The sequence below is a fragment of the Candidatus Rubrimentiphilum sp. genome (assembly GCA_035710515.1).
Taxonomy (GTDB): Bacteria; Vulcanimicrobiota; Vulcanimicrobiia; order Vulcanimicrobiales; family Vulcanimicrobiaceae; genus Rubrimentiphilum.
This window is the reverse complement of record DASTDE010000001.1, coordinates 871562-892695: the sequence shown is the minus strand read 5'-3', so window position 1 is coordinate 892695 and position 21134 is coordinate 871562. Positions and strand designations below refer to the sequence as shown.

Annotated in this window: 17 protein-coding genes; 8 read left to right on the top strand and 9 right to left on the bottom strand. The window is 61.8% G+C overall.

Features of this window, described 5'->3' with window-relative positions; genetic code table 11:
• The first annotated feature begins 8 nt into the window (after positions 1-8).
• A complete protein-coding gene (locus tag VFO29_04465) occupies positions 9-1952 on the top strand; it encodes a hypothetical protein (GenBank protein ID HET9392767.1) in 1944 nt (647 codons plus the stop codon).
• A 1284-nt stretch (positions 1953-3236) separates the two neighbouring features.
• The gene (locus tag VFO29_04460; protein HET9392766.1) at positions 3237-3770 is read left to right on the top strand and encodes a hypothetical protein; all 534 of its coding nucleotides are present in this window, start codon (positions 3237-3239) and stop codon (positions 3768-3770) included.
• Here VFO29_04460 and VFO29_04455 read toward each other — a convergent pair.
• Complete coding sequence (locus VFO29_04455; protein ID HET9392765.1) at positions 3767-4273, bottom strand: 3-isopropylmalate dehydratase small subunit; 507 nt, start codon at positions 4271-4273, stop codon at positions 3767-3769. The two genes, VFO29_04460 and VFO29_04455, sit on opposite strands and share 4 nt — an antisense overlap.
• Entirely contained in the window at positions 4273-5550 is a 1278-nt protein-coding gene (locus VFO29_04450) for a 3-isopropylmalate dehydratase large subunit (GenBank protein ID HET9392764.1), read from the bottom strand. Before VFO29_04450 ends, VFO29_04455 begins: the two co-directional genes overlap by 1 nt.
• 74 nt (positions 5551-5624) lie before the next feature.
• On the opposite strand from VFO29_04450, the gene VFO29_04445 reads away from it, so the two are divergent.
• Genes VFO29_04445 through VFO29_04420 form a run of 6 tightly spaced genes read left to right on the top strand, consistent with a single transcriptional unit; the run spans position 5625 to position 12039 of the window.
• The gene (locus tag VFO29_04445; GenBank protein ID HET9392763.1) at positions 5625-6989 is read left to right on the top strand and encodes an O-acetylhomoserine aminocarboxypropyltransferase/cysteine synthase family protein; all 1365 of its coding nucleotides are present in this window, start codon (positions 5625-5627) and stop codon (positions 6987-6989) included.
• Positions 6986-7462: a CoA-binding protein gene (locus tag VFO29_04440; protein ID HET9392762.1), complete on the top strand. Its 477-nt coding sequence runs from the start codon at positions 6986-6988 to the stop codon at positions 7460-7462. The genes VFO29_04445 and VFO29_04440 overlap by 4 nt, the downstream gene beginning before the upstream one ends.
• Complete coding sequence (locus VFO29_04435) at positions 7459-8598, top strand: hypothetical protein (protein ID HET9392761.1); 1140 nt, start codon at positions 7459-7461, stop codon at positions 8596-8598. Before VFO29_04440 ends, VFO29_04435 begins: the two co-directional genes overlap by 4 nt.
• An 11-nt stretch (positions 8599-8609) precedes the next feature.
• Positions 8610-9764 carry an acyl-CoA reductase gene (locus VFO29_04430; protein HET9392760.1) on the top strand — a complete coding sequence of 385 codons (1155 nt, stop codon included), beginning with the start codon at positions 8610-8612 and terminating at the stop codon, positions 9762-9764.
• A complete protein-coding gene (locus VFO29_04425; protein ID HET9392759.1) occupies positions 9761-11017 on the top strand; it encodes an aspartate aminotransferase family protein in 1257 nt (418 codons plus the stop codon). The genes VFO29_04430 and VFO29_04425 overlap by 4 nt, the downstream gene beginning before the upstream one ends.
• Complete coding sequence (locus VFO29_04420; protein ID HET9392758.1) at positions 11008-12039, top strand: Gfo/Idh/MocA family oxidoreductase; 1032 nt, start codon at positions 11008-11010, stop codon at positions 12037-12039. The genes VFO29_04425 and VFO29_04420 overlap by 10 nt, the downstream gene beginning before the upstream one ends.
• Here VFO29_04420 and VFO29_04415 read toward each other — a convergent pair.
• The 7 genes from VFO29_04415 to VFO29_04385 form a co-directional block, all read right to left on the bottom strand.
• Entirely contained in the window at positions 12036-14066 is a 2031-nt protein-coding gene (locus VFO29_04415) for a DUF5916 domain-containing protein (protein ID HET9392757.1), read from the bottom strand. The genes VFO29_04420 and VFO29_04415 overlap by 4 nt on opposite strands.
• Positions 14067-14124: 58 nt before the next feature.
• Positions 14125-15084, bottom strand: coding sequence for a hypothetical protein (locus VFO29_04410; GenBank protein HET9392756.1), 960 nt, complete (start codon positions 15082-15084; stop codon positions 14125-14127).
• Positions 15081-17036 carry a M56 family metallopeptidase gene (locus VFO29_04405; protein HET9392755.1) on the bottom strand — a complete coding sequence of 652 codons (1956 nt, stop codon included), beginning with the start codon at positions 17034-17036 and terminating at the stop codon, positions 15081-15083. Before VFO29_04405 ends, VFO29_04410 begins: the two co-directional genes overlap by 4 nt.
• Positions 17033-17419: a BlaI/MecI/CopY family transcriptional regulator gene (locus VFO29_04400; GenBank protein ID HET9392754.1), complete on the bottom strand. Its 387-nt coding sequence runs from the start codon at positions 17417-17419 to the stop codon at positions 17033-17035. The genes VFO29_04405 and VFO29_04400 overlap by 4 nt, the downstream gene beginning before the upstream one ends.
• An 86-nt stretch (positions 17420-17505) precedes the next feature.
• Positions 17506-19176 (bottom strand): S8 family serine peptidase, encoded by a 1671-nt coding sequence (locus VFO29_04395; GenBank protein HET9392753.1) that lies wholly within the window; start codon positions 19174-19176, stop codon positions 17506-17508.
• Between the two features lie 18 nt (positions 19177-19194).
• Entirely contained in the window at positions 19195-20463 is a 1269-nt protein-coding gene (locus VFO29_04390) for a competence/damage-inducible protein A (GenBank protein HET9392752.1), read from the bottom strand.
• 87 nt (positions 20464-20550) lie between these two features.
• Positions 20551-21111, bottom strand: a complete 561-nt coding sequence (locus VFO29_04385) for an NAD(P)-dependent oxidoreductase (protein HET9392751.1) — start codon at positions 21109-21111, stop codon at positions 20551-20553.
• Positions 21112-21134 lie beyond the last annotated feature (23 nt).

Below are 21134 nucleotides of genomic sequence, written 5' to 3'. Positions count from 1 at the left end.
CAGCTAGCATGAAAATAAGCGCCCGCGTCGCCGCCCTTTTCGCGGCGGTCCTGGCTCTCGCGGCCTGCGGCGGTCACGCGTCGTCAACGATTCCGAGCACCACCGAGGGACAGCTCGTTTCAGTCGCTTTCACCATCATCATTCCGCCGGCGATAACGCCACAATATATTTCACCGTCAACGCAGTCGGCGACGATCTCCGTTAACAGCGGCACCCCTGCCGTCGCAAACTGTTCGGGCGGCAGCTGCACGACGACGGTTCTGGCGCCCGTCGGCAGCGACACATTCGCCGTGTCGCTTTACGACGCGGCCAACGGAACGGGCAATGTCCTTTCGCAGGGCAGTGCAACGCAAACCATCGTATCAGGCACGGCCAACTCGGTCTCGGTAACGCTTAACGGAGTCCCCAAGAATGTTACTATCACGTCCAGCGGCAACGCCTTCACGTCCGTAACCTTGGGTTCGTCTTCAACGATCGCATTGACCGTGACGGCTAAAGACGCGGGCGGAAATACCATTATTGGTACATACAGTTCGCCGGTGCAGCTGACAGTCCGCAACGTCAGCGCTCCAAACAGCATCACTATAAACGGCGGCACTCAAGTTACCATAAGCGGTGCAAACGTAACGAACGTGCCCTCCTCTACCACCGTGATCACCGCGTCATATAGCGGGAGCTCGTCTTTTACCGCGGATCGCATCACCGCATGGGCCGTCTATCCAACCGACAACGGCGGTAGGGGGCTCGCGTCGGTTCTTATCAAGGGTCCGTGCACGTTGGCTCCCGGAGTGGGCCGTGACGGTTATTTTCCTTGCGATCTGCAATCTGCGTACAACCTGACATCGATCTCGGGTTCCGCTGGCGGCACCCAAACTGTCGCGGTTGTCGATGCGTACGACGATCCCAGTGCCGAGAGTGACTTGCAAGTCTATAGAACCGCATTCGGGCTACCAGCGTGCACGTCGGCTAACGGCTGTTTCAAGAAGGTTTCTCAAACCGGAAGTCCGACCGCGCTGCCGCCGACAGACCCATCGCTTTGTGCAAGCACTACCGGTTGCTGGGAGGATGAGGAGGCGCTCGACATCGACATGGTTTCGGCAATTTGTCCGAACTGTCATATCCTGCTCGTCGAAGCCAACACCCCCACCAACCATGACCTGTACGCGGCCGAGGACGAGGCGGTTGCGCTGGGCGCAACCGAGATCAGCAACAGCTTTGGCGGGTCGGAGTACTCCCTTGAGACCACTGACGAGGTACACTTCAACCATCCGGGCATTCCGATTACGGCGAGTAGCGGCGACAATGGCTTTGCGGGTGGAACCTCGTACCCAGCGTCGTCTCGATACGTCACGGCCGTTGGTGGCACCACGTTGCTTGCTGCCGCGAATCCCCGTGGCTGGAGCGAAAGTGCATGGTCAAGTTCCGGCAGTGGATGCAGCGCGTTCATTCTGAAGCCCGCGTGGCAAACGGATCCCGGTTGCGCGAAGCGCATGGTCGCCGACGTTGCCGCAGACGCGGACACGGGAACGCCTGTGTGGATATACACGACTTATCAAAACCGCGGCTGGGCCGGCTTTGGAGGAACAAGCGCGTCGGCACCGATGATCGCTGCAGTGTATGCTATTTCAGGAAACGCATCCACAATCAACGACTCAAGCTTTCCATATTCGCACGGCTCGCTATACGACGTAACATCGGGAAACAACGGGACTTGCAGCAGCGGCGTGACGGCTTATTTCTGCACCGCTGGAACCGGATACGACGGACCTACCGGGTTGGGAACACCGCACGGCGTTAGCGCCTTTGCACTCCCCGCGAGCGTCTGGATCGACGCACCGCCCGAGCGCACCACGCTAAACTACCACCCTGGCCCGTTTAAACGCGTCTGCGGAGGACCTCCACAACCCGGCGTTGCTAGATGTTTCGCACTCGAACGGACGGATCGGGATTAAGGTGTCGGATCCCCAGTGAAGAGCTGAGACTGTAAGACGCAAGCCACGCCAGGATCAGAAGAATTCGTAGCGTTACTCCAAAGGGCCTGAACCGCGAAAGACGTGCCATTCAGTTGCTGAATCGATTTGCCGCCCTCGCACTGGTCGCCGATTTCCCGGTATCGCGCTGCGCCAACCCATCCGTCGTAAGGTTGTGGATCCGTCAGGGCCTCCGCTAGCTCATGTCCGGCTACAACGCTGACGCCATCTAGTGATGTGTTCGCGGTATTGCCGTAGCAGCTGACCCCGGCATCCACAACATAAGGCACAAACGCGAAAGCTGCGAAGGTCCCAGCAGTGTCTGTACCAAACCCATGGCTGCCGCAGAAGCCGTTCGCGCCATAGTTATTGTACGCTTGAGTCGGAAACGCGAGAACGTAAAGAGCGTCAAAGTTCCCCGTCTGTTCCGCCATCGAGATTGCCTCAGCACCGAGAGCGTTCTGAAAAACTTGGACCGGCGTTGAGGGCAACAAAGTTGGCGGAGTGCTCGGATCATTTAGAATTCCAATTAGTATACCCGTTGGGTTTTGGATACGCACGAATCCCGGGCGAAGCCACAAGCAATTCACATAGCCCGGTGGAGGTGTACCGCAGCCGGTATACCCTTTCCCGTAGTATTGCGTGACTGTGTTCAGCCAATCACTTCCTCCGACACTCGCGAAAAAACTTTGCAAGTATGGGCGCTCGTTGGCCGGATCGCTCTGCCAACCGCCCCAATAAACGATGTACACCTGAGGGTGCGTAATAACTGTACCGCCGTAGTATTGCAGCGGAACGGGAGGCGGCGGCGTCGCCGGCGCTGGTGAATCAGTGGGTCCCGTACATACGGTTCCCGTGTTTGGACAAACAGTGTCCATGACGTGATAAACGGATGTGGTGTCGACCGCCCCGCCGCCAGAGCCGCCCCCAGGGTCGCCCCCGCCACCATCACAAGCAACGTCCGGATCGCTGTTGCAAATGTTGCCCGCGGGCTTAATCGAGTGACTTGGCAGCAAACTCGTATCGTGCCGGCTACAAGCCGACGTGACGATTGCGGCAACAAAGAGAAACACCAAAAAGCGTCGCATTCAGACTACCCCGATCTCAGCGAAGCGCAGTACTCGGGCTTTTTACAGGCACGCAACCGGACCTCCCGTGGCCTCGGAAATCATCGGCGGGAGGCTCGCCTGCTTGTTCCTTTCGCCCGACACGGGAACGAAATCGTCCTCAGCGTAGTTAAGCAGACCAAAGGAGTACCGAGCACAAGTGAAGCGTCTCTTCCTACTTTCCAGTATTGTCGCGCTCGCGCTCGCCGCCGGCACGTTCGCCGCGGCTCAGAACGCGCCGACGCCCGCACCGTCCGCAGCGCCGGCCGTGGTACTTCCAATGCCGAAGGCGACACCCGCACCAAAGGCGACGCCTGCTCCGCCGAAAGATACGTCGGTGAAGCGCGTCGGCATCTCCGGCGTTTGGGAGATTGCGATTCAGCGCGTGAGCGGGGTCACGTACACGCATTTCAAGATCGACCAAAAAGACAACGTTCTCACGGGCGAGTACCTGGATTCGGACGGCAAGAAATTCCCGCTGTTCGGTTCGATCGACGCCAAGAACGTGCGCGTGGTCGTCTCGCTGCCCACCGGCGCGACGCTTGTGTTTACCGCCACGGTCGACGGCTTCAGCGACATGATCGGCATGATCGCGATGACGAACGAGAGCGTTCCGTTCACCGCGGCCTACCGTCCGAAGTACAACTGGCTGGACAACCTCACGCCGGGAACCGGCGGAATGGGCGTCCCCTAAGCGCGTTCGGCTAAGCGCTTCTCCACATAAGGCTGTAAGCCGCCGGCGTCGATCAGCGATTGCATGAAGGGCGGGAACGCAGCCGCTGAATAGGTCTGATTCTTCGTCAGATTGCGGATCACGCCGCCGGCCGGATCGATCTCGAGCTCGTCCCCGTTTTCAACCGCCTCAACCGCTTCGACCGATTCGAAGATCGGCAGCCCGATGTTTAGCGCATTGCGATAAAAGATTCGCGCGAAGCTTTTGGCGATCACTGCCGACGTGCCCGACGCCCGGATGGCGAGCGGCGCAACTTCGCGGCTCGAACCGCAGCCGAAGTTTGTGTCGGCGACGATGAAGTCGCCCGGCTTCATTTTCGCTGTGTACTCAGGATCCAAACCTTCCATGGCGTGTTTGCCGAGCTCGGCCGGGTCGATGATGTTGCAGTATTTTCCAGGGATGATGACGTCGGTGTCGATGTTCTTGCCGTATTTGTGAACGCGGCCGCGCAACGAGTTTTGCATTACGCCCCCACCGGTACCGCAACGCGCGGGTCCGTGATTCGTCCCGTGAGCGCCGATGCGGCGCACGTTGCGGGCGACGCCAGGTACACCTCGGCTTTGGGCGAGCCCATGCGGCCGACGTAGTTGCGGTTCGTGGTCGACAGGCAGCGCTCGCCGTCGCCCAGCGTTCCCATGTGACCGCCGAAGCACGCGCCGCAGCCTGGCGTATTAACCGCACAGCCCGCGCCTGCAAGTGTTTTAAGAATGCCTTCTTCCGCCGCTTGCATCCAGACTTTTTGCGAGCCCGGATTCACGATCACGCGCAGGCGCGGATCGATCTTCTTACCGTCCAAAATCCTGGCGACCTCGCGCAAGTCTTCGATATAACCGTTGGTGCACGAGCCGATGAAGACTTGGTCGAGCAGAATCTCCTCGCGCGTCACCTCGGAGATCGGATGCACGTTGTCGGGCGTATGCGGGCAGGCGACCTGCGGCTCCATCGAGCCGATGTCGATCTCGATCACTTGCTCGTAGCGCGCGTCCGGGTCGGCCTTCTCGACGATGAATTCGCGGTCGGTGCGCTCGGTCACGTAGGCGATCGTCTTGGCGTCGGCGTGGAAGATGCCGTTCTTGGCGCCGGCTTCGATCGCCATGTTGGCCATCGTGATCCGCCCGGTGATCGAGAGCTCGTCAACGGTCGATCCGTGATATTCGATCGCGCGATAGGTCGCGCCGTCGATTCCAAGCGTGCCGACGGTCTTGAGCATGATGTCCTTGGCGAAGATCATCTCGCCGGGTTTGCCGCTGTAAATTAATTTGATCGAAGCCGGCACTTTCAGCCACACTTCGCCCAGCACGAAAGCGGCCGCAATGTCCGTCGAGCCCATGCCCGTTGCGAATGCGCCGAAGGCGCCGTAGGTGCACGTGTGCGAGTCGCCGCCGACGATCAACTCGCCCGGCGCGATGAGCCCTTCCTCGGGCAGAACGACGTGTTCGATGCCCCCGCGGCCGACGTCAAAGAAGTGTTTGATCTTCTGCTCGACCGCGAAGTCTTTCATGATCTTGGCGATCTTGGCGGACTGCGCGTCCTTGGCCGGCACAAAGTGATCTTCGACTAACGCGATCCGGTCCGCATCGAAGACCCGGTCCGCGCCCTTTATCTGACGCATCACACCGATCGCGACGGCGGCGGAGAGCTCGTTGGCTAGTACCAAGTCCACTTTCGCGTTGATGATTTGGCCGGGTTCGACGGTATCGAGCCCCGCGTGGCGCGCAAGTATCTTCTCCGTCAAGGTCATGGGCATGGGCTTCGCTCTCCTATAAAATGACTTGCTGGGGTACCGTGATGGTTCGGGTCGAAGCAGAGACGACCATGCAAGATCGTCAGTTCGGGTTCGCGACCCGTGCCATCCACGCGGGTACGCCCCCGGACCCGGTTACGGGCTCCCGCGTCATGCCTCTTTACCAAACCGCGGCCTACGTCTTCGGTTCCACCGAACAGGCGGCCGAACTCTTCCAGCTGCGCAGTTACGGCCACATTTACAGCCGCATCAGCAACCCAACCGTCGCGGCCTTTGAGGAGCGCATGGCGAGTCTGGAGGGCGGACTGGGCGCGGTCGCGTTTTCCAGCGGCCTTGCGGCCCAGTTGGGCGTCGTGCTCTCGCTCGCGCAAAACGGCGATCATCTGCTGTGCTCGCAGAATATTTACGGCGGCACGGTAACGCAGTTCACCGTACTGCTGAAACGGCTGGGGATCGACAGTACGTTCGTGCCCGTGGACGATCACGCGGCCATCCGCGCGGCGGTGCGGCCGAATACGAAGTTGATCTTTGCCGAAACGATCGGCAACCCGGGCGGAACGGTCGCCGATTTGCATGCGCTCGCGGAAATCGCGCACCAGGCCGGCCTGCCGCTCGTGGTCGACAACACCTTTGCGACGCCGTACCTCTGCCGCCCGATCGAACACGGCGCCGATCTGGTCGTTCACTCGGCGACAAAGTTTATTTCCGGACACGGCACCGTCATCGGCGGCGTGCTGGTTGAGTCCGGGCGCTTTCCGTGGGATAGCGGACGGTTTCCGCTGCTCTCCGAGCCCAGCCCGGGGTACCACGACAAAGTCTTCACCGAAACGTTCGGTGAGTACGCATTCCTCATGCGGGCGCGCGCCGAGATTCTTCGCGACGTCGGCGCGCAGATGGCGCCGATGGACGCGTGGCTGCTGCTGCTCGGCCTGGAGACGCTGCCGATTCGCATGGAAGCGCACGTTCGCAACGCCGTTGCCATCGCGGAGTTCCTGTCCAAACGGCCGGAGGTCGAGTGGGTGAGTTACCCGGGCTTCGCTTCGCATCCCCAACACGCACTGGCGAAAAAGTATCTTCCGCGCGGCGCGGGTTCGATCTTTACGTTCGGCATTAAAGGCGGCCGCGAAGCCGGACGGCGCTTCATCGATGCGCTCGAATTGTGGAGCCACCTCGCCAACGTCGGCGACATGAAGAGTTTGGTGATTCATCCGGCTTCGACGACGCACTCTCAACTTTCCGACGAAGATATGCGCAAGGCCGGCGTCGCGCCGGAAAGCATCCGGCTTTCGGTGGGCCTGGAAGATCTCGCCGATCTCACTTGGGATCTGGACAACGCGTTACGCGCCGCTGCTTGTCATCCTGAGGTGTCAAGTAGTCATCCTGAGGTATCGAAGGACCCTGAGGTAACGAAGGGCCAGGTCATAACCACAAAATGATCCTCGGCACGATCGCGGAGCGCCAAGACTTGCTGGCGCGCAGCAAGACGATAGCAATGGTCGGCGCATCGGCAAACCCCCTGCGTCCGAGCTACACCGTTTTCAGTTACCTGCGCACCCAAGGGCGCTTTACCGTGACGCCGATAAACCCAACGATTACCGCGATCGACGGCGTGAAAGCCTATCCGTCGCTTACAGCTTATGCGGCCGAAAACGGCCCTCCCGATATCGTGGATGTCTTCCGTAAGCCGAGCGAAGTCGTTGAACTGACGCGCGAAGCTATTGCGGTAGACGCCAAGGCGATCTGGTTCCAATACGGCGTCGTCAACCAAGAGGCAATCGATCTCGCGGACCGGGCGGGGCTCGACGTCGTCGTCGATCGCTGCGTGAAAGTTGAATCGGCACGCTTCAACGGCGGGCTGGCAACCAGCGGCTTAAATAGCGGACTGATAACGAGCCGCCGCCGGACGTGACCGCCGGCTACCGGGCGGAAGCCGGCGCGCTCGACGCCGAGATACTTTCGGCAATTGCGCAACGGTCCGTTGAAGACTTCGACGATCTCGCCTTGCGGATCTTCGCGCACCAGCTCCGGTACAATAAACCGTACTCGCAGTACTGCGAGCGCCTCGGCGTAACGCTCCAAGCCATGCCCGAGCGCTGGGATGGCATCCCGCCTGTGCCAGCCGCGGCGTTTAAGGAAGCCATACTCACAACTTTCGATCCGGCCCGGGCGCAGCTGACGTTCCGAACGAGCGGGACTACGGCCTCATCGAGCGGTAGGCATTATATGGAAACCGCCGCTCTCTACGATGCGGCGTTGCTGGCGGGATTTCACGATCGGTTCCTGAGGAATTCGAACGGCACGTTTCGCTATCTGTTCATGGTCCCAAACCCGGCTGAGAATCCGCACTCGTCGCTCGGCTACATGATGAAGCGCGTGGCAGCGACGTATGGTGAGGTCGCTGCCGAGTGGTTTGTCGAGGGCGACTCGATCGACATCGCGCGCTTCGTTCACACCGTTCGCGGCTTGCAAGCTGCGCGTGCGCCGGTATGTTTGGGCGCAACCGCGTTTTCGCTCGCGCGGCTGCTGGAGGCATTGCCGGAGCGCGGCTTCGATCGCTTTGAATTGCCGGCCGGATCCGTCGTTATGGAAACGGGCGGTTTCAAGGGGCGCACGCGTACGGTCGCGCGTGCGGAGCTGTATGCTGCGATCGAGCAGATGCTCGGGGTGCCGCAAGACTCGATCGTTTCCGAGTATGGGATGACGGAGCTAAGCAGTCAGTACTATGATGCCCCGCTCCCTTCGATACCTCAGGGTCCTTCGATACCTCAGGATGACAAACCGATACCTCAGGATGACAAATTAAAGGTTGCGGCGCCGTGGTTGCGTTCGTACGCGGTCGACTTCGATGGCAAAAAGGTTCCGGACGGTATAGTCGGCGCGCTCGTGCACGTCGATCTCGCCAATCGTTCGTCGTGTATCGCTGTGCTAACCGAAGACCTGGGAGCCGTCGTTGACGGCGGCATCGTGTTAATCGGCCGGGAGCACGGAACGGAGTTACGCGGCTGCTCGCTCGACGCCGAATCCCTGCGCGTCGCATCTCGATGACGGCCCTAGCGATGCTCTCAGCTCGAGACATCGTGCGCGCGATCGCGGACGCAGCCTCACGTTGGAGCGACGCCGATTTTCCGGCGCGCGTGCGCGCGACGCAACGTGTAGCCGAACGCACCGGCTACTCGATTCCCGTCGTCGAGTACGCGTTCGACCGGCTCTTCTTCTCGATCACGCAAGAGGCACTTACTGCTACGATCGAAGACGAACTTGGTGGGCTCGACATTCTCGACGAGTTCATGCCGCGCCAAGGCCGCACCGACGCGTGGGCGCAGCCGATCGGCAACGTGTGCATCATCTCGAGCCGGACAACCATCGGCGTTGCGCTGCCCGCGGCGATCTTTGCGCTGTGCGCCAAATGCGATGTGCTGGTAAAGGACCGCGAAGACTCGCTCGTCGCCGGGTTTTTCGAAACGCTATGTGAGGAAGACGAACATTTCCGAAACGCCGCCCGGGCCGAAGCCTGGAGCTCTGACGATAGCGGCATCCCCGATCTTCGTTCTTTCGATATGGTCGTTGCCTTTGGACGGGATGAGACGCTCGAACAGATTCGCGGCGCGCTCAATCCGGAAGCGCGTTTCGCCGGCTTCGGATCGCGCGCGAGCGCGGGGTACATCACGCGTGAAGCACTCTCCGATGCGGCTGCGGCAAAAACGATTGCGCGCGGCGCGGCCCGCGATCTCGTCTTGTATGAAACCGAAGGCTGTCTCTCCCTGCACATTCTCTTCGCCGAAAACGGCGGCCGCGTCTCTGTTGCCGCGTTCTCGGAGTTCCTCGAAAAAGAGATTGAAGACGCGAGCGTTGAGTTTCCGCGCGCCGAGAACCCGGCACGCGTCGTGCAAGCCCGCGCGCTCGCCGCATTCCGCAGCGCCGTAGCCGTCCCGCCGCCGGTACTCGAGGCGCCGCAATTCTTGCCACGTACGCTCAGCGCGATTGCCGTGGACGCTCCGGCCGAAGCTCTGGAGTACTTGCGCCGCCATGCGATTCCACTCGAAGGCTTTGCCATTGCAGGCGACCGCGATGACGTTAACGCGCTGGCAATTGCCGCGGGGGCAGTGCGCCTGAGCGGTTTCGGCGAACTGCAGCATCCGCCGCTCCACGGGAATCACGGCGGGCGTCCGTGTATCGCCGACTTCGTTAAATGGGTGGACAAAACGTTTTGACTCCAATACCAGGCGAGCGCAGTTTCGAGCTCGCGCACCTCTTGCGCAAGTACGAATCGCGCAATGTCACGCACCTGAGCGACGAGTCTCCAGTTTTTTGGGAGTCTTCCGGCGGTTCGACCGTCACCGACGTTGACGGTAACGAATACATCGACCTCACAGCCGGGTTCGGCGTCGCGAACGCCGGGCATAGCAATCCGAACGTTGCCGCAGCCATATCGCAGCAAGCGGCGCGCTTGATGCACGCCATGGGTGACGTGCATCCGGCCGAGATCAAAGTCCGCTTACTTGAGAAACTGGCCGCGATCACACCCGGCAATCTCACGAAGACATTTTTGGCTTCGAGCGGCGCCGATGCGGTCGAAGCCGCGATGAAGACTGCCATGCTTGCCACCGGCAAGTCCGCCTTCGCTGCATTTCGCGGCTCGTATCACGGTCTCTCGATTGGAACGCTCGAGATCTCCGGCATCAAAAAGTTTCGCGAGCCCTTCTTGGCTTGGCTTCCGGAGAAGACGCTGTTGCTCGATTACCCGAAAAATGCGCGCGGCGGGGAGCAGTCGCTGGAGTATGCGCGGCGCGCCTTTTCGCGACGCTACGATCTCGCGGCGGTGATCGTCGAGCCGGTGCAGGGGCGCGGCGGCTGCATCGTGCCGCCGAAGAATTATCTGGCCGGCCTGCGCGAGATTTGCCGCGAACGCGGGCTGCTGATGATCTGCGACGAGATCTACACCGGCTTCGGACGCACGGGAACGATGTTTGCCTGCGATTATGAAAACATCGTCCCGGATATTCTTTGCGTAGGGAAAGCCATGGCCAACGGCTTTCCGATCTCCGCTGCGATCGCCACGCCGGATGTGATGGACGCCTGGCCGCCGTCGGACGGCGAGGCGCTGCACACGTCCACGCACCTCGGGAATCCGATGGGATGCGCGGCGGCGCTGGCCAGTATCGCCGAAATCGAAGAACGCAATCTGCCAAAGCGCACAGCGGAGCTGGGCGTGGTGCTTGGATCCAGACTGGAAAGTCTTCGCGTCTCCGGCAAGGCAGCCGGCATTCGCGGCAGAGGTTTGATGTGGGGCATCGAACTGCACGACCCGGCCCACGCCCGTTCGGCAGTCGAACGCGCCCTGAAACGGGGCGTCATTCTTCTGCAGGCCGGCGAAGAGGGCAACACGCTCTCACTTACGCCCCCGCTCGTCATCCCGGAGGACGAACTCATGCGCGCCGTCGACGTCGTCGAATCATGCCTGTAAAGTACAAAGTCGGAATCGCCGGCGGCGGGTTCGGCGTGCGCGGCCACTTGCCGGCGTTCAGCGCCCACTCGCGCTTCGAGGTCGTGGCGCTCGCTTCGCCGCACAGCGCGAAAAAGGCCGCGCAAGAGCGGAAAATTCCGCACGCCTTCGAGAGCTGCGAGGCGATGCTGAAAGGGTGCGACCTCGACGTCGTCTCGATCGCAAGTCCGCCGTTCACGCACCACGACAGCGTGCTCGCGTCGCTCGCCGCCGGAAAGCACGTGATCTGCGAAAAGCCGTTCGCGATGTCCGTTAAGGAAGCCGAAGAGATGCTCGCGGCCTCAAAGCGCTCGGGCACGGCCACCGCAGTGATGCACGAATTCCGCTGGGTGCCGCAGCGCTTTGCGCTCAAGGAGCTGATCGCCAACGGACACATCGCGCCGCTGCGCGAGTTCGAGCTGACGCAACTCAACGGCATGGTGAATCTGAAGTCGCAGCGCAAGCGAAGCTGGTGGTTCGAGCGCGACAAGGGCGGCGGGATCGCAGGCGCCCTTCTCTCGCATCTCGTCGACAGCGCCAATTGGATGGCCGCGCGAGCGCCGGTGCGCAGCTCGGGCTATATTCGAACGGCTAATCCCCAGCGGACCGACGCCGAAGGCTCGTTCACCAGCACGGCCGATGACGGCGCCTTTGCGTTAATCGATTACGGCGGCGGCCTTGTTGCGCGCGTCAGCGTCGACGGCACCACGGCGGTGAATTCGCTCACGATCGCCGCGCACGGCGAAAACCGCACCGCGGTCGCCAGCGGCGACGGCCTTCATTCGATGCGGCTGTTCAGCGTGGACGACGACGAAACGTCCGAACTCGAGTGCAAGCCCTCGCCGAACGCGCGCTTTGCCGTCATCGATGCGCACATTCCGCCGCTGATGGATTTGCTGGACGAATTCGTGAAAGAGATCGAAACCAAGGAGAGCATCGTGCCGACGTTTACCGAGGCCGTGGCGACGCAGCGCGTACTCGCCTCCGTGGGGTTCGGGAGCTAAACTCCCTTGTCGGCTCCAAGGTACTGAATCAGCTTGAGAATCACGTCGTGGCGCGTTTGGAGCTGGTTCGGATCCCCATACGCGAAGTAAATCTCGGCATGCGGAATGCGCTTGTACAATGCAATCGATAGATTCGTCCCGTTGATGAATCTCCCCGGACCAAAGAACGGAGGTCCGGTGCCGATGATTTTCCGCACGCCAATCGCGAACGTCTCTCCCGGCGCAATCTGATAGCCGAAACTCACGCGCTCCAGCCACTGCTGCAACAGCGTCCCGTTGTCCAGGGCATCCCGCGTATTGTTCGCCTGAAGCGTCAGCGTGCCGCGTGGCCCGACCTTGAAGCTCGCGGAGCGTGTAATCGAATGTAAATAACCGGCCGCAAATCTACCCAGGTAATACGAGAATATGATCGGCGTCGACGTGTTGCCGCCGTAGGAAATATAGAGTCCATCTTGATTGTCGAAGCCGCCTGGTACGCCGCCGAAATTGAGGTAATTCGATCCCAGGTCCAGCTCCACATAGAACTTGTTTCGCGTTTGGATCGAGATTGCCGACGAGTAGTTGAAATAGTTTAGTGCGCCCGCGTGGGAGTGATAAAGCTGGAAATCATGCGATAGCACTAGGCTTTGCACGAAGGCCTTCGGACCAAAGTCGAACTCCCGGTATGCGTACACCGTGGGTCCCTTCACATCATTGAACGAGCTGAACGTGTCGACAGGACCAAACTCCGAACCGACCTCGTGATAGGCTCCGAAAATACCCGACTTGGGCGTGTAAAGATTGAATCCGTATTCCGCATAATTGCCGTTGCCCGGATGAGGCACGAGCGTCCCGGTTTGCTGTCCGAGCGTTGTATAGACGCTGAAGTTGTGGGCGTTGCTGATTTGAAATTGCCCGAACGTCGCGACATCGTGCAAGCCGAGCATATCCACGCCTTGGCGCTGGAACAATATCGCGGCGCGCCGGTCCGGCCGGCGCCAGGTCACCGCCTGCGCCGAGTCCGTGCGCCGCACGCCGAGCGAAGAGAACGCGCCGAACGAATACGTTCCCTGGGTGCCTTCTACTGCGTAGCCCGTCGTGGGCGTTGGAATGGCGGGCGTGTATAGCCCGATATCGACGCAATCGTTGCAGTTGAAGTTGTTGTAAAATCCGGCGCCCTGCGTGAAGAACGGCCGAACTTCTTGGAAGCGGCGCGGAAACGCGCTCGGCGAGATGGTTTGCTGATCGAGTTCGACGTTGGAGTAGTCGGGATGAAAGGTCGCAACGAGCGAGGCCGTCTGCGTTATGGGAACTGCGAGGTCCGCGCCGACACGCGAAGTCGATCCGCCGGCCGCGGCGCTCGCGTACTGGCCCAACTCGTACACGTTCAGGCGCGGCTTGGCCCGCACGCTGTTGGCGGAGACGGTCATGCCGTTCAAATAGCCGGCGTAAATCGAGGAGTCCGTGCCGCCCTGCGATTCGGCATGCGCCCATTCGGTCACCTGATTGCTGTTCCGGATCCGGCGATCGAACTGCACGCGCCAAGTCTTTCTGCCGTCGCCGCGCATGATGTTCAGCGGAATGCGCATGGTGGCACTCCAACCGTCAGGCGTCGTTTTGACGGCAGAGTCCCACACCGGCGAAAACGCCGCATTCTCGCCGGAGAACTGGAAGCGTGCGCCGACGGGGTTCGTCACAAAACCGTATTCGAACCCCTGGTCGCCGGCGGGCCAGAGATAAATTCGCACGACGTCATCCGCGCCGAGCGGCTGATCGTTGCTGTGCTGCGTCGCTACGATCGGTTCGGTTTGTTTGGCGACGAACGCGACGTAGAGATATTTTTGGTCCATCAGCAGATACGCGTCGGTCGCTTCGGCCGCCGGGCGCCGGAACGTAAAGTCCCACGCGAGCTGTACGTGCGCGGCATTTTTCCAAGCCGGATCGTCGATCGTGCCGTCGATTTTTGGCGGCGCCGACGTCGTAACGCTCGGAATCGTGAACGTTTGGCTCGCTGTTTGCGCGGCTGCAGGCGACGCCAGCACCACCATAAGACCTAAGACTATAGGTGAAATAAGCGCAATGCAAAACCCGCGCGAACTCATCGCCTTAGAAACCGCTGTCCCGTAACCGGATGAGTTCGTCCACGCTCAGTTTCGTATAGCCATGACTGCGCATCCGTTCGATGAACGATGCCGAAACGCCGTGGTCGCGCAAGCGAATCAGGTCGCTCGCGCTCGGATGGTAGCCCATCTTGGCTAGGTCCTGAATGTACAACTCGGAGACGCCGTGATCGCGCATCGACGCAGCTTCGGTCGGACTGCTGTTGTAGCCCAATTGCCGTAGCGTCGTCATGAACTGCTCGCTCACGCCGTGATCGCGCAGTGAAATCAGATCGTCGATCGTCGCCGTCGGCATCGCCCTCAGAATTGCCGCCGCGAATGTCGGCCCGACGCCGTGATCGCGCATACGGATGAGCGACTGCACGGATTTGGGATGCAGCCCGAGTCCGCGCATGCTGCGAATGTAGTCGTCACTCACGCCATGCTGGGCCATCGACACCAGATCGGCGATGCTTGGGCGTTGGAAACCGTCCGCGAGCAGCATGTCGAGCGTCGAGAATTTGAAGCCTGCCATCGCCAGCTGGAATTGCTGCTCGGCATTGGGAGCGCCGATTCCGCGCCGCTGCAGTTGACCGCCGAACGATGGGCTCGGCACGAACGTCCACGTTCCCGCGCCATGGCCGTCGGAAAACATGCCGTCGGCATGCATCGTCCCGGCATCGCGGACGATGTCGAACGACCGCGGGCCGCGCGCGTTCAGCACGTCCATCGTGATGCCGCGGAAGTCTCCGATCGGAACCGATCGCGACTCCGACCACTGCTCGTTGCCGGTAGGTGTGGTCACGCGGTACTCGAGTTGTAGGTACAACGAATCCGGCGGCGGCGTCGCACCTGACCGCGATGAATAAGCGCGTTCGATCGACCACGTCCCCGTGTATTGCTGGGCCAGCGCCGGCGTCATCGCGGCAAGCAGCAGCGCAAAGGTCGTTATAATTGCAAGTCTCATGGTGTGAACCCCGCGTCGTGCAGACGAATGATGTCGTCGATTGACGGATGACCGTTGGCACGGATCCGCTGAACGGTTTCGATGTACATGATGCCCACGCCGTGGTCTGCCAGCCGCACCAGGTCGTCCACGTTCAGCGCGTATCCGCGCGCGCGCAAGCCGGAGATCAGCATCATGCTGACGCCGTGGTCGCGGAGCCGGATGACGTCCTGCGCGGAGAATTTCGGCATGCCCGCCGCGCGCAGCTCGGCCAGATAGCTGCCCGAGACGCCGTGGTCGGCCAGCATCACCAAATCGTTCGGCGAAGGATGCCCGAAGAACGAATTCGCGCCCGTGATGAGCGAGCCGCTTACGCCGTGATCGCGCAGTCTGATGAGGTCGTCTACCGACAGATTATTGTAGCCGGCCTGCGAGAGCGCATCGAGGAGGTCCGTTCCGGGATGGCGCCACGGTAGCGGCGTTACGTGATCGCGAATGGCCCAGATGTGCGGCCGCGGAGCTGGCGCGGCTTTTGGCGTCGCGGCGCCGATTGACGACGTCACGGCGTACGCGTAAGCAACCGGCGCAATGGCAGAGGAGCTTGAGTAGCTTGAGGAGCTCGTCGAAGCGATGGTTGCCCGGCCATCCACACTAACGATCGTAAGGAGATTTTTTCTCACTATGCTCGCCAGCTTCGGCTTGGGCGGCTTCGGCGGCTTGGCGGGAATCGGAATTCTTGCGAGCTTTGCTTTTACCGGGCATCTCACCGGTTTGAGCGGGCACTTTGCCGCAACTGCTTTGAGTGCACGCACAACAACCACGCGTGGCGCTATTGCCGGCGCGACAGGCGCCGGATGTACGGCGGCAACAGCCGGTTTGGGCGGCGCCTCGACCGCGATCCGTTCCGCAAACACCGGAACCTGGAAGCGCAAGACGAGCGCGGCGACGAGTACGAGTGCGCCGACGGCGGAGACCGCAAAGCGCGCGTTGGGCCGCAGCGAATGGCTGACCGCTGCGTCGAGCAGCACTTCGATCCGGCGGAGCAACTGTTTGCGCTTGAAGATGAAACATGGAACCGGGACGGCGCTGGCTTCGATCCAGCCGGCCATCGCCGAGAGCGTGCGCGCGTACGCGTAACGATTGCCCATTCCCGCGATAGCCGCGTCGTCGCAGACCTGTTCGCGGCAGATCGCCAACTCGCGCAGCGCGATCCGCACGCCCGGCAAGAAGAATCCGAGCGCGCCGGCGAGCCGGTGCAGGACGTTCTGCACGTCGTCGAAGCGCATCACGTGTTCGTGCTCGTGCAACACAACGCTAAGCAGTTCTTTGTCGCTTCCCGTTTCAAGCAATGCCTCAGGGATAACGATAAGCGCGGGCTGGAAGCCCAGCACGCACGGCATCGCAAATCCGGGCGAGGCGGCAAACTCATACGCGCGATGCACCGAGTCGTGCAGTTCGAACGGCGCGTCGATGGGACGAACGGACCGCCGCGCGGCGATCATGGTCACAACTTCGCGCACCAAGAACGCCAGCCGCACGAGCGCAATCAGCAACAATGCGTACAACGCGTACTGCGCGTAGGTTGCGAGCCGCGCCGCATCGCTCATCGCGCGTTCGTATAGTGTCGGCTGTGCCGTGACTGCGAACCACGTCGCCTTTCGACTTGGCTGGGTGTCGCCGCCCGAGCGATTAACCTGGCCCAAAAGCGAGGGCGGCGATAGCCGGCCGAGTCGAAAGATCTCGGCCTTGGGCTGGGCCTGAACCTTCACGACATGCGTGACGGGCTGAACCGAAAACGCGTAGTTCGCGAACGGCAGCAGCAGCGCAATGCCGAGCAGCCCCGACCAAATAGCGTAGCGCGTCGCGGCGTTGAGTTTACGGAAGCGTGCCAGTAAGACGAAAGCTCCCAGGCAGAGCACCGTTCCCTGCCAGGCTCCGTTGAAGAGCGCCATCAAGAGCGCCGGCGCGTTCATTCGGAGCGCTCCGCGCGTGACAGCATCTCGCGCAGGTCCGCGATCTCTTCGTCGCTGAGCCGCTCGTTCTGAATCAAGTTCATCGCAAGCGCGCCGGGCGAGCCGTCAAAGAAGCGCCGCACCACGGTCTGCATGGCCGAGCGCGAGGCTTGCGTACGATCGATCTTCGGGTAGTAGCGAAACGCGCGCCCCTCTTCCGTGTGGCGCACGTAACCTTTTTGTTCCAGGATGCGCAAGGTCGTCTGCACCGTGTTAAATGCGGGCGCCTTCGGCGACTTCACCGCGCCGAGCACCTCAGCGACGGTGCCGCTGCCGGTCGACCACAGCACTTCCATCAAGCGCTGTTCGACCTCGGTGAGATTGGGGGCTTTTTGTCGAGGCACGCCTACCTCCGCGATTCACCTAAGGATTTAGGTGAATGCTACCACAAGAAAAGCCGCGCGTCTAGGGGACCTATGGCCTTAGGTGTCTAGGGAGACGGGTCGTTGACGGCTGCCGCGACGGCGCGATAGACGTCGAGCCTGCCGCAGCCCGATTTCGTGTTGTTGATATTCCTCGCCGTCGAGCAGAGCGTAGTTTTGACCGTCGATGGCGTGAGCCCACCGTTGACGCTGAGCATCAGCGCCACCGCGCCGGTGACGTGCGGCGTCGCCATCGACGTGCCGGCAATCAGCACGCGGCAATCACCGGGCGCACCAGCACGATCGTTCGTACAGAAGTTGCCGCCGGTCGTGCTCGAGTAGATGTTCTCGATCCAGTGGAAGTCGTCGTTGTCGGTGTTACCGGACGGATCGCCGCCAGGCGCCACTATTCCCCACGCCGCCGGATTGGCGGCGCTGTAGTTCGAGTAGCTTGCGACCGACTCGACCGGCGCGCTCGGGTTTGAATCGTCGAGTGACGACGCGCCGACCGCAATCACGCCCGCATCTCGTGCAGGGAAGTCCAGGGTCGTTAGCGTTTCGTTTCCGGAAGCAGCGACCACGACGACGCCGGCCGAAATAGCGTTCGCAACGGCGGTGTCCTCGGCAGTATCCGGTCCACTTCCGCCCAGGCTCAGATTGATCACCTTCGCGCCGCCGGCGACGGCATCCGTAATCGCTTTGGCGACGTCGGTTCCGCTGGCTGTGCAGAGATTGCTCGTCGAACCCGGCGAGCATCCACCGGGCGGCGGATCCGGAAAGACTCTGAAGATCATCAGCGGCGAGTTATACGCAACGCCGGTAAAACCGAACGCATTGTTGCCGGTCGCGGCCGCAATGCCGGCCACATCGGTGCCGTGGCCATCGTTGTCGTGCATGGTGGCGACGCCGCTGGACGTCACCGTGCCGTTGCCGTTCACGATCGTTTCGGCAAGCACCACGCGCGCTGCCAACAGATCCGGATGCGTCAGGTCCGCACCGGTGTCGATAATGGCCACCCTCACCGTTCCCCCGAGCGCGCCCGGACTGATGGACCCGGTGGTGTTCGGAGTTCCGTAGCCCCACGCGTTGGCGGCGCAGATAACGTGCATGTCCCACATGCCCGGGACGGTTGCCGACATGTAGAACGGCGGCGTGTTGGCCGGAGCAAAACCGTTGAAGTACGGATCGTTGGTGAAGTTCGCCGTCGTGGACGACATGCGGCGAACGGCGGAGCGCGTAGCGCTTTCCACAATCGAGCTCGCGCGCAATTGACGAATGGCGTCGTCTTCGTTGCCCGGACTCACTTGGACGACCTGAATCCGATCGCCGATCGCGCTTGCATCGAGCTCGCTGCGAAGTTCTCCGCCGACGCGCTGAATGAGCTGCGAGGCTTCGGCCCGGTTGGCGGCCAGAACCGGCGAGCGATACTTGATTTCGACGACGCCCGGCACGTATTCGTTTTCAGCGCCGGCGATCGTGTTGGGCATGCGGCGCGAAACAGTGTCGACGCTCGTGGAATGGCCGATCGACTGCGCCGTGCCGTTGCTGCGGCACACATAAGACGCGAGCGCGCTGCTCGTGTTCGTCGGGGAAGGGGCCGGGTTTGTTGGGGTCGGGCCGGAAGGCACCACCCCGCCGCCGCCTCCACCAGAGCTTCCGCCGCCGCCGCCACCGCAGGCGGCCAAAATAGCCATCCCCAGGACGGTCAAGGCGGCAGTCAGGCGGGTCCTAAATTTCACTCGGTACCTCTATACCCGTTACGAGGCAAGACCCCTAATCGGTTCCCCGGCCGCGAGGGTTTTCCAGGCGAGGCCCAGGGCCGCGGTCGTCGCCCGGTCCTGGATCGCGTGCCGGTCGCCCGCGAGGTTCAATCGAACCGCCCGGGCCCCGCTGTGTTCCGCAAGGGCGAGCCACACTAACCCTATCGGCTTCTCGGGCGTCCCACCTTTGGGGCCGGCGACGCCGGTACTCGCTAACCCCAGCGATGTGCCCAGCCGCTCGCGAATGCCCACCGCCATTTGAACTGCCGTCTCTTCGCTGACGGCGCCGAACTTCGCGAGCGTCTCTTCGCCGACACCGAGCAGCTGCGTCTTTACCGCGTTGTCGTACGCGACGACGCCGCCGATGAAACTCTTGGACGATCCCGGAACGCTCGTGAGCGCCGCGGCGATCGCGCCGCCGGTGCACGACTCGGCAACAGCGATCGTGCGGTGCGTTTGCTGCAGCAGCACGAGGATCGCGCCGGGCAGCGTTTGTTCGTCGACTCCGTACACGTGGCCGTTCAGGCGGCGCAGCAATTCGTGTTCCACCGGAGCGATCAGCGCGATCGCTTCTTCTTCCGACGAGGCTTTTGCCATGATCTTAACGTCGCAGCGAAACTGGTGCGCGAGCACGGCGATCTTCGGATTCTCGAGCGACGCGAAGAGATCGGCGATGCGATGATCCACTTCCGACTCGGCGATGTCGATGGTGTGCAGCGTGCGCGTGCGAATGTGCTGTGTGAGGTCGAAGCGCTTATGCAGCCAGGGAACGAGGCTGTCCGCGAGCATCGGTTTCATCTCGCGCGGCACGCCCGGCATGCTGGCCACGAATCGCCCGTTCGACTCGATGATGAAGCCGGGCGCCGTACCTTGCGTATTCTCTAACGCGATTGCGCCGCGAGGAAGGAACGCTTGTTTGCGATTGTTCTCGCGCATGTGCCGGCCGCTTTTTGCGAAGACGGCCTCGATGTTTCGCAGCGACGGTTCGTCGAGCTCGGCTTCGAGTCCGAGCGCATCGCAGACGGCTTCTTTTGTTATGTCGTCCACGGTCGGGCCGAGGCCACCGGTTGTAATCACGCCGTCCGCGCGTTCAAGCGCCGCGCGAACTGCCGCCGCGATGCGTTCGCGATTGTCGCCGACGGCGCGCGTTGCGAAAACATCCACGCCGGCTTCGGCGAGTTTGCCGGCAATGTACGGCGTGTTGGTGTCAACGAGTTGGCCGAGCAGCAACTCGGTGCCGATCGCGATCAACTCAACGGAGGGCATGCCTTACCCTTCGATACCTCAGGGTCGTTCGATACCTCACGATGACAACCCGGTGCCTCACCATGACACATTGGCACGATGACAACTCTATTCGAACCAGTCGGGATAGTGGAATTTAACGTCCGCCTCGAAGCCACGCGCCGCTTCGATCATCGCGCTGCGGCGGGCGGGCGATTCGTCCGGCGCCGGGTGCTGCTGCTTCGTCTTCTCGCGTTCGCCGGCGAGGTGCTCCACGAACCGCGCGAAGCGCGAGTCCATGGCGCGCTGCAGCCCTTCCTTTAAAAGCTTGCCGACGCGCGGCGCGAGGCCCGCGGTTGAGATGGCGACGCGCACCGGGCCGGCCTTGGCGATCGCGAGCATCGCCACGAAGCCGTGCTTCGGCTGGTCGATGCAGCACAGCAGAAAGCGTTCGCGATCCGCCAGCGCGCGCAGGCGGGCGGAGAGCGCTTCATCTTGCGGCGTTGATATCACCAGAAACGCACCGACGAAATCCTCGTCGCGGAGCGTCGCCGGGTTTTCGATCCGCCGCACGTCGGCGCCCGTCTCGCGCAGCGTTGCGCTTTTTTGCTCCGCTTCGCGATCGTTTCCGATCACGATGCAGGTACGGCCGGCGAGATTCAAGCCGACCGGTAAGTAGGGGTTAATCATGCGCCCTTCGCCTTCGCTCAGGG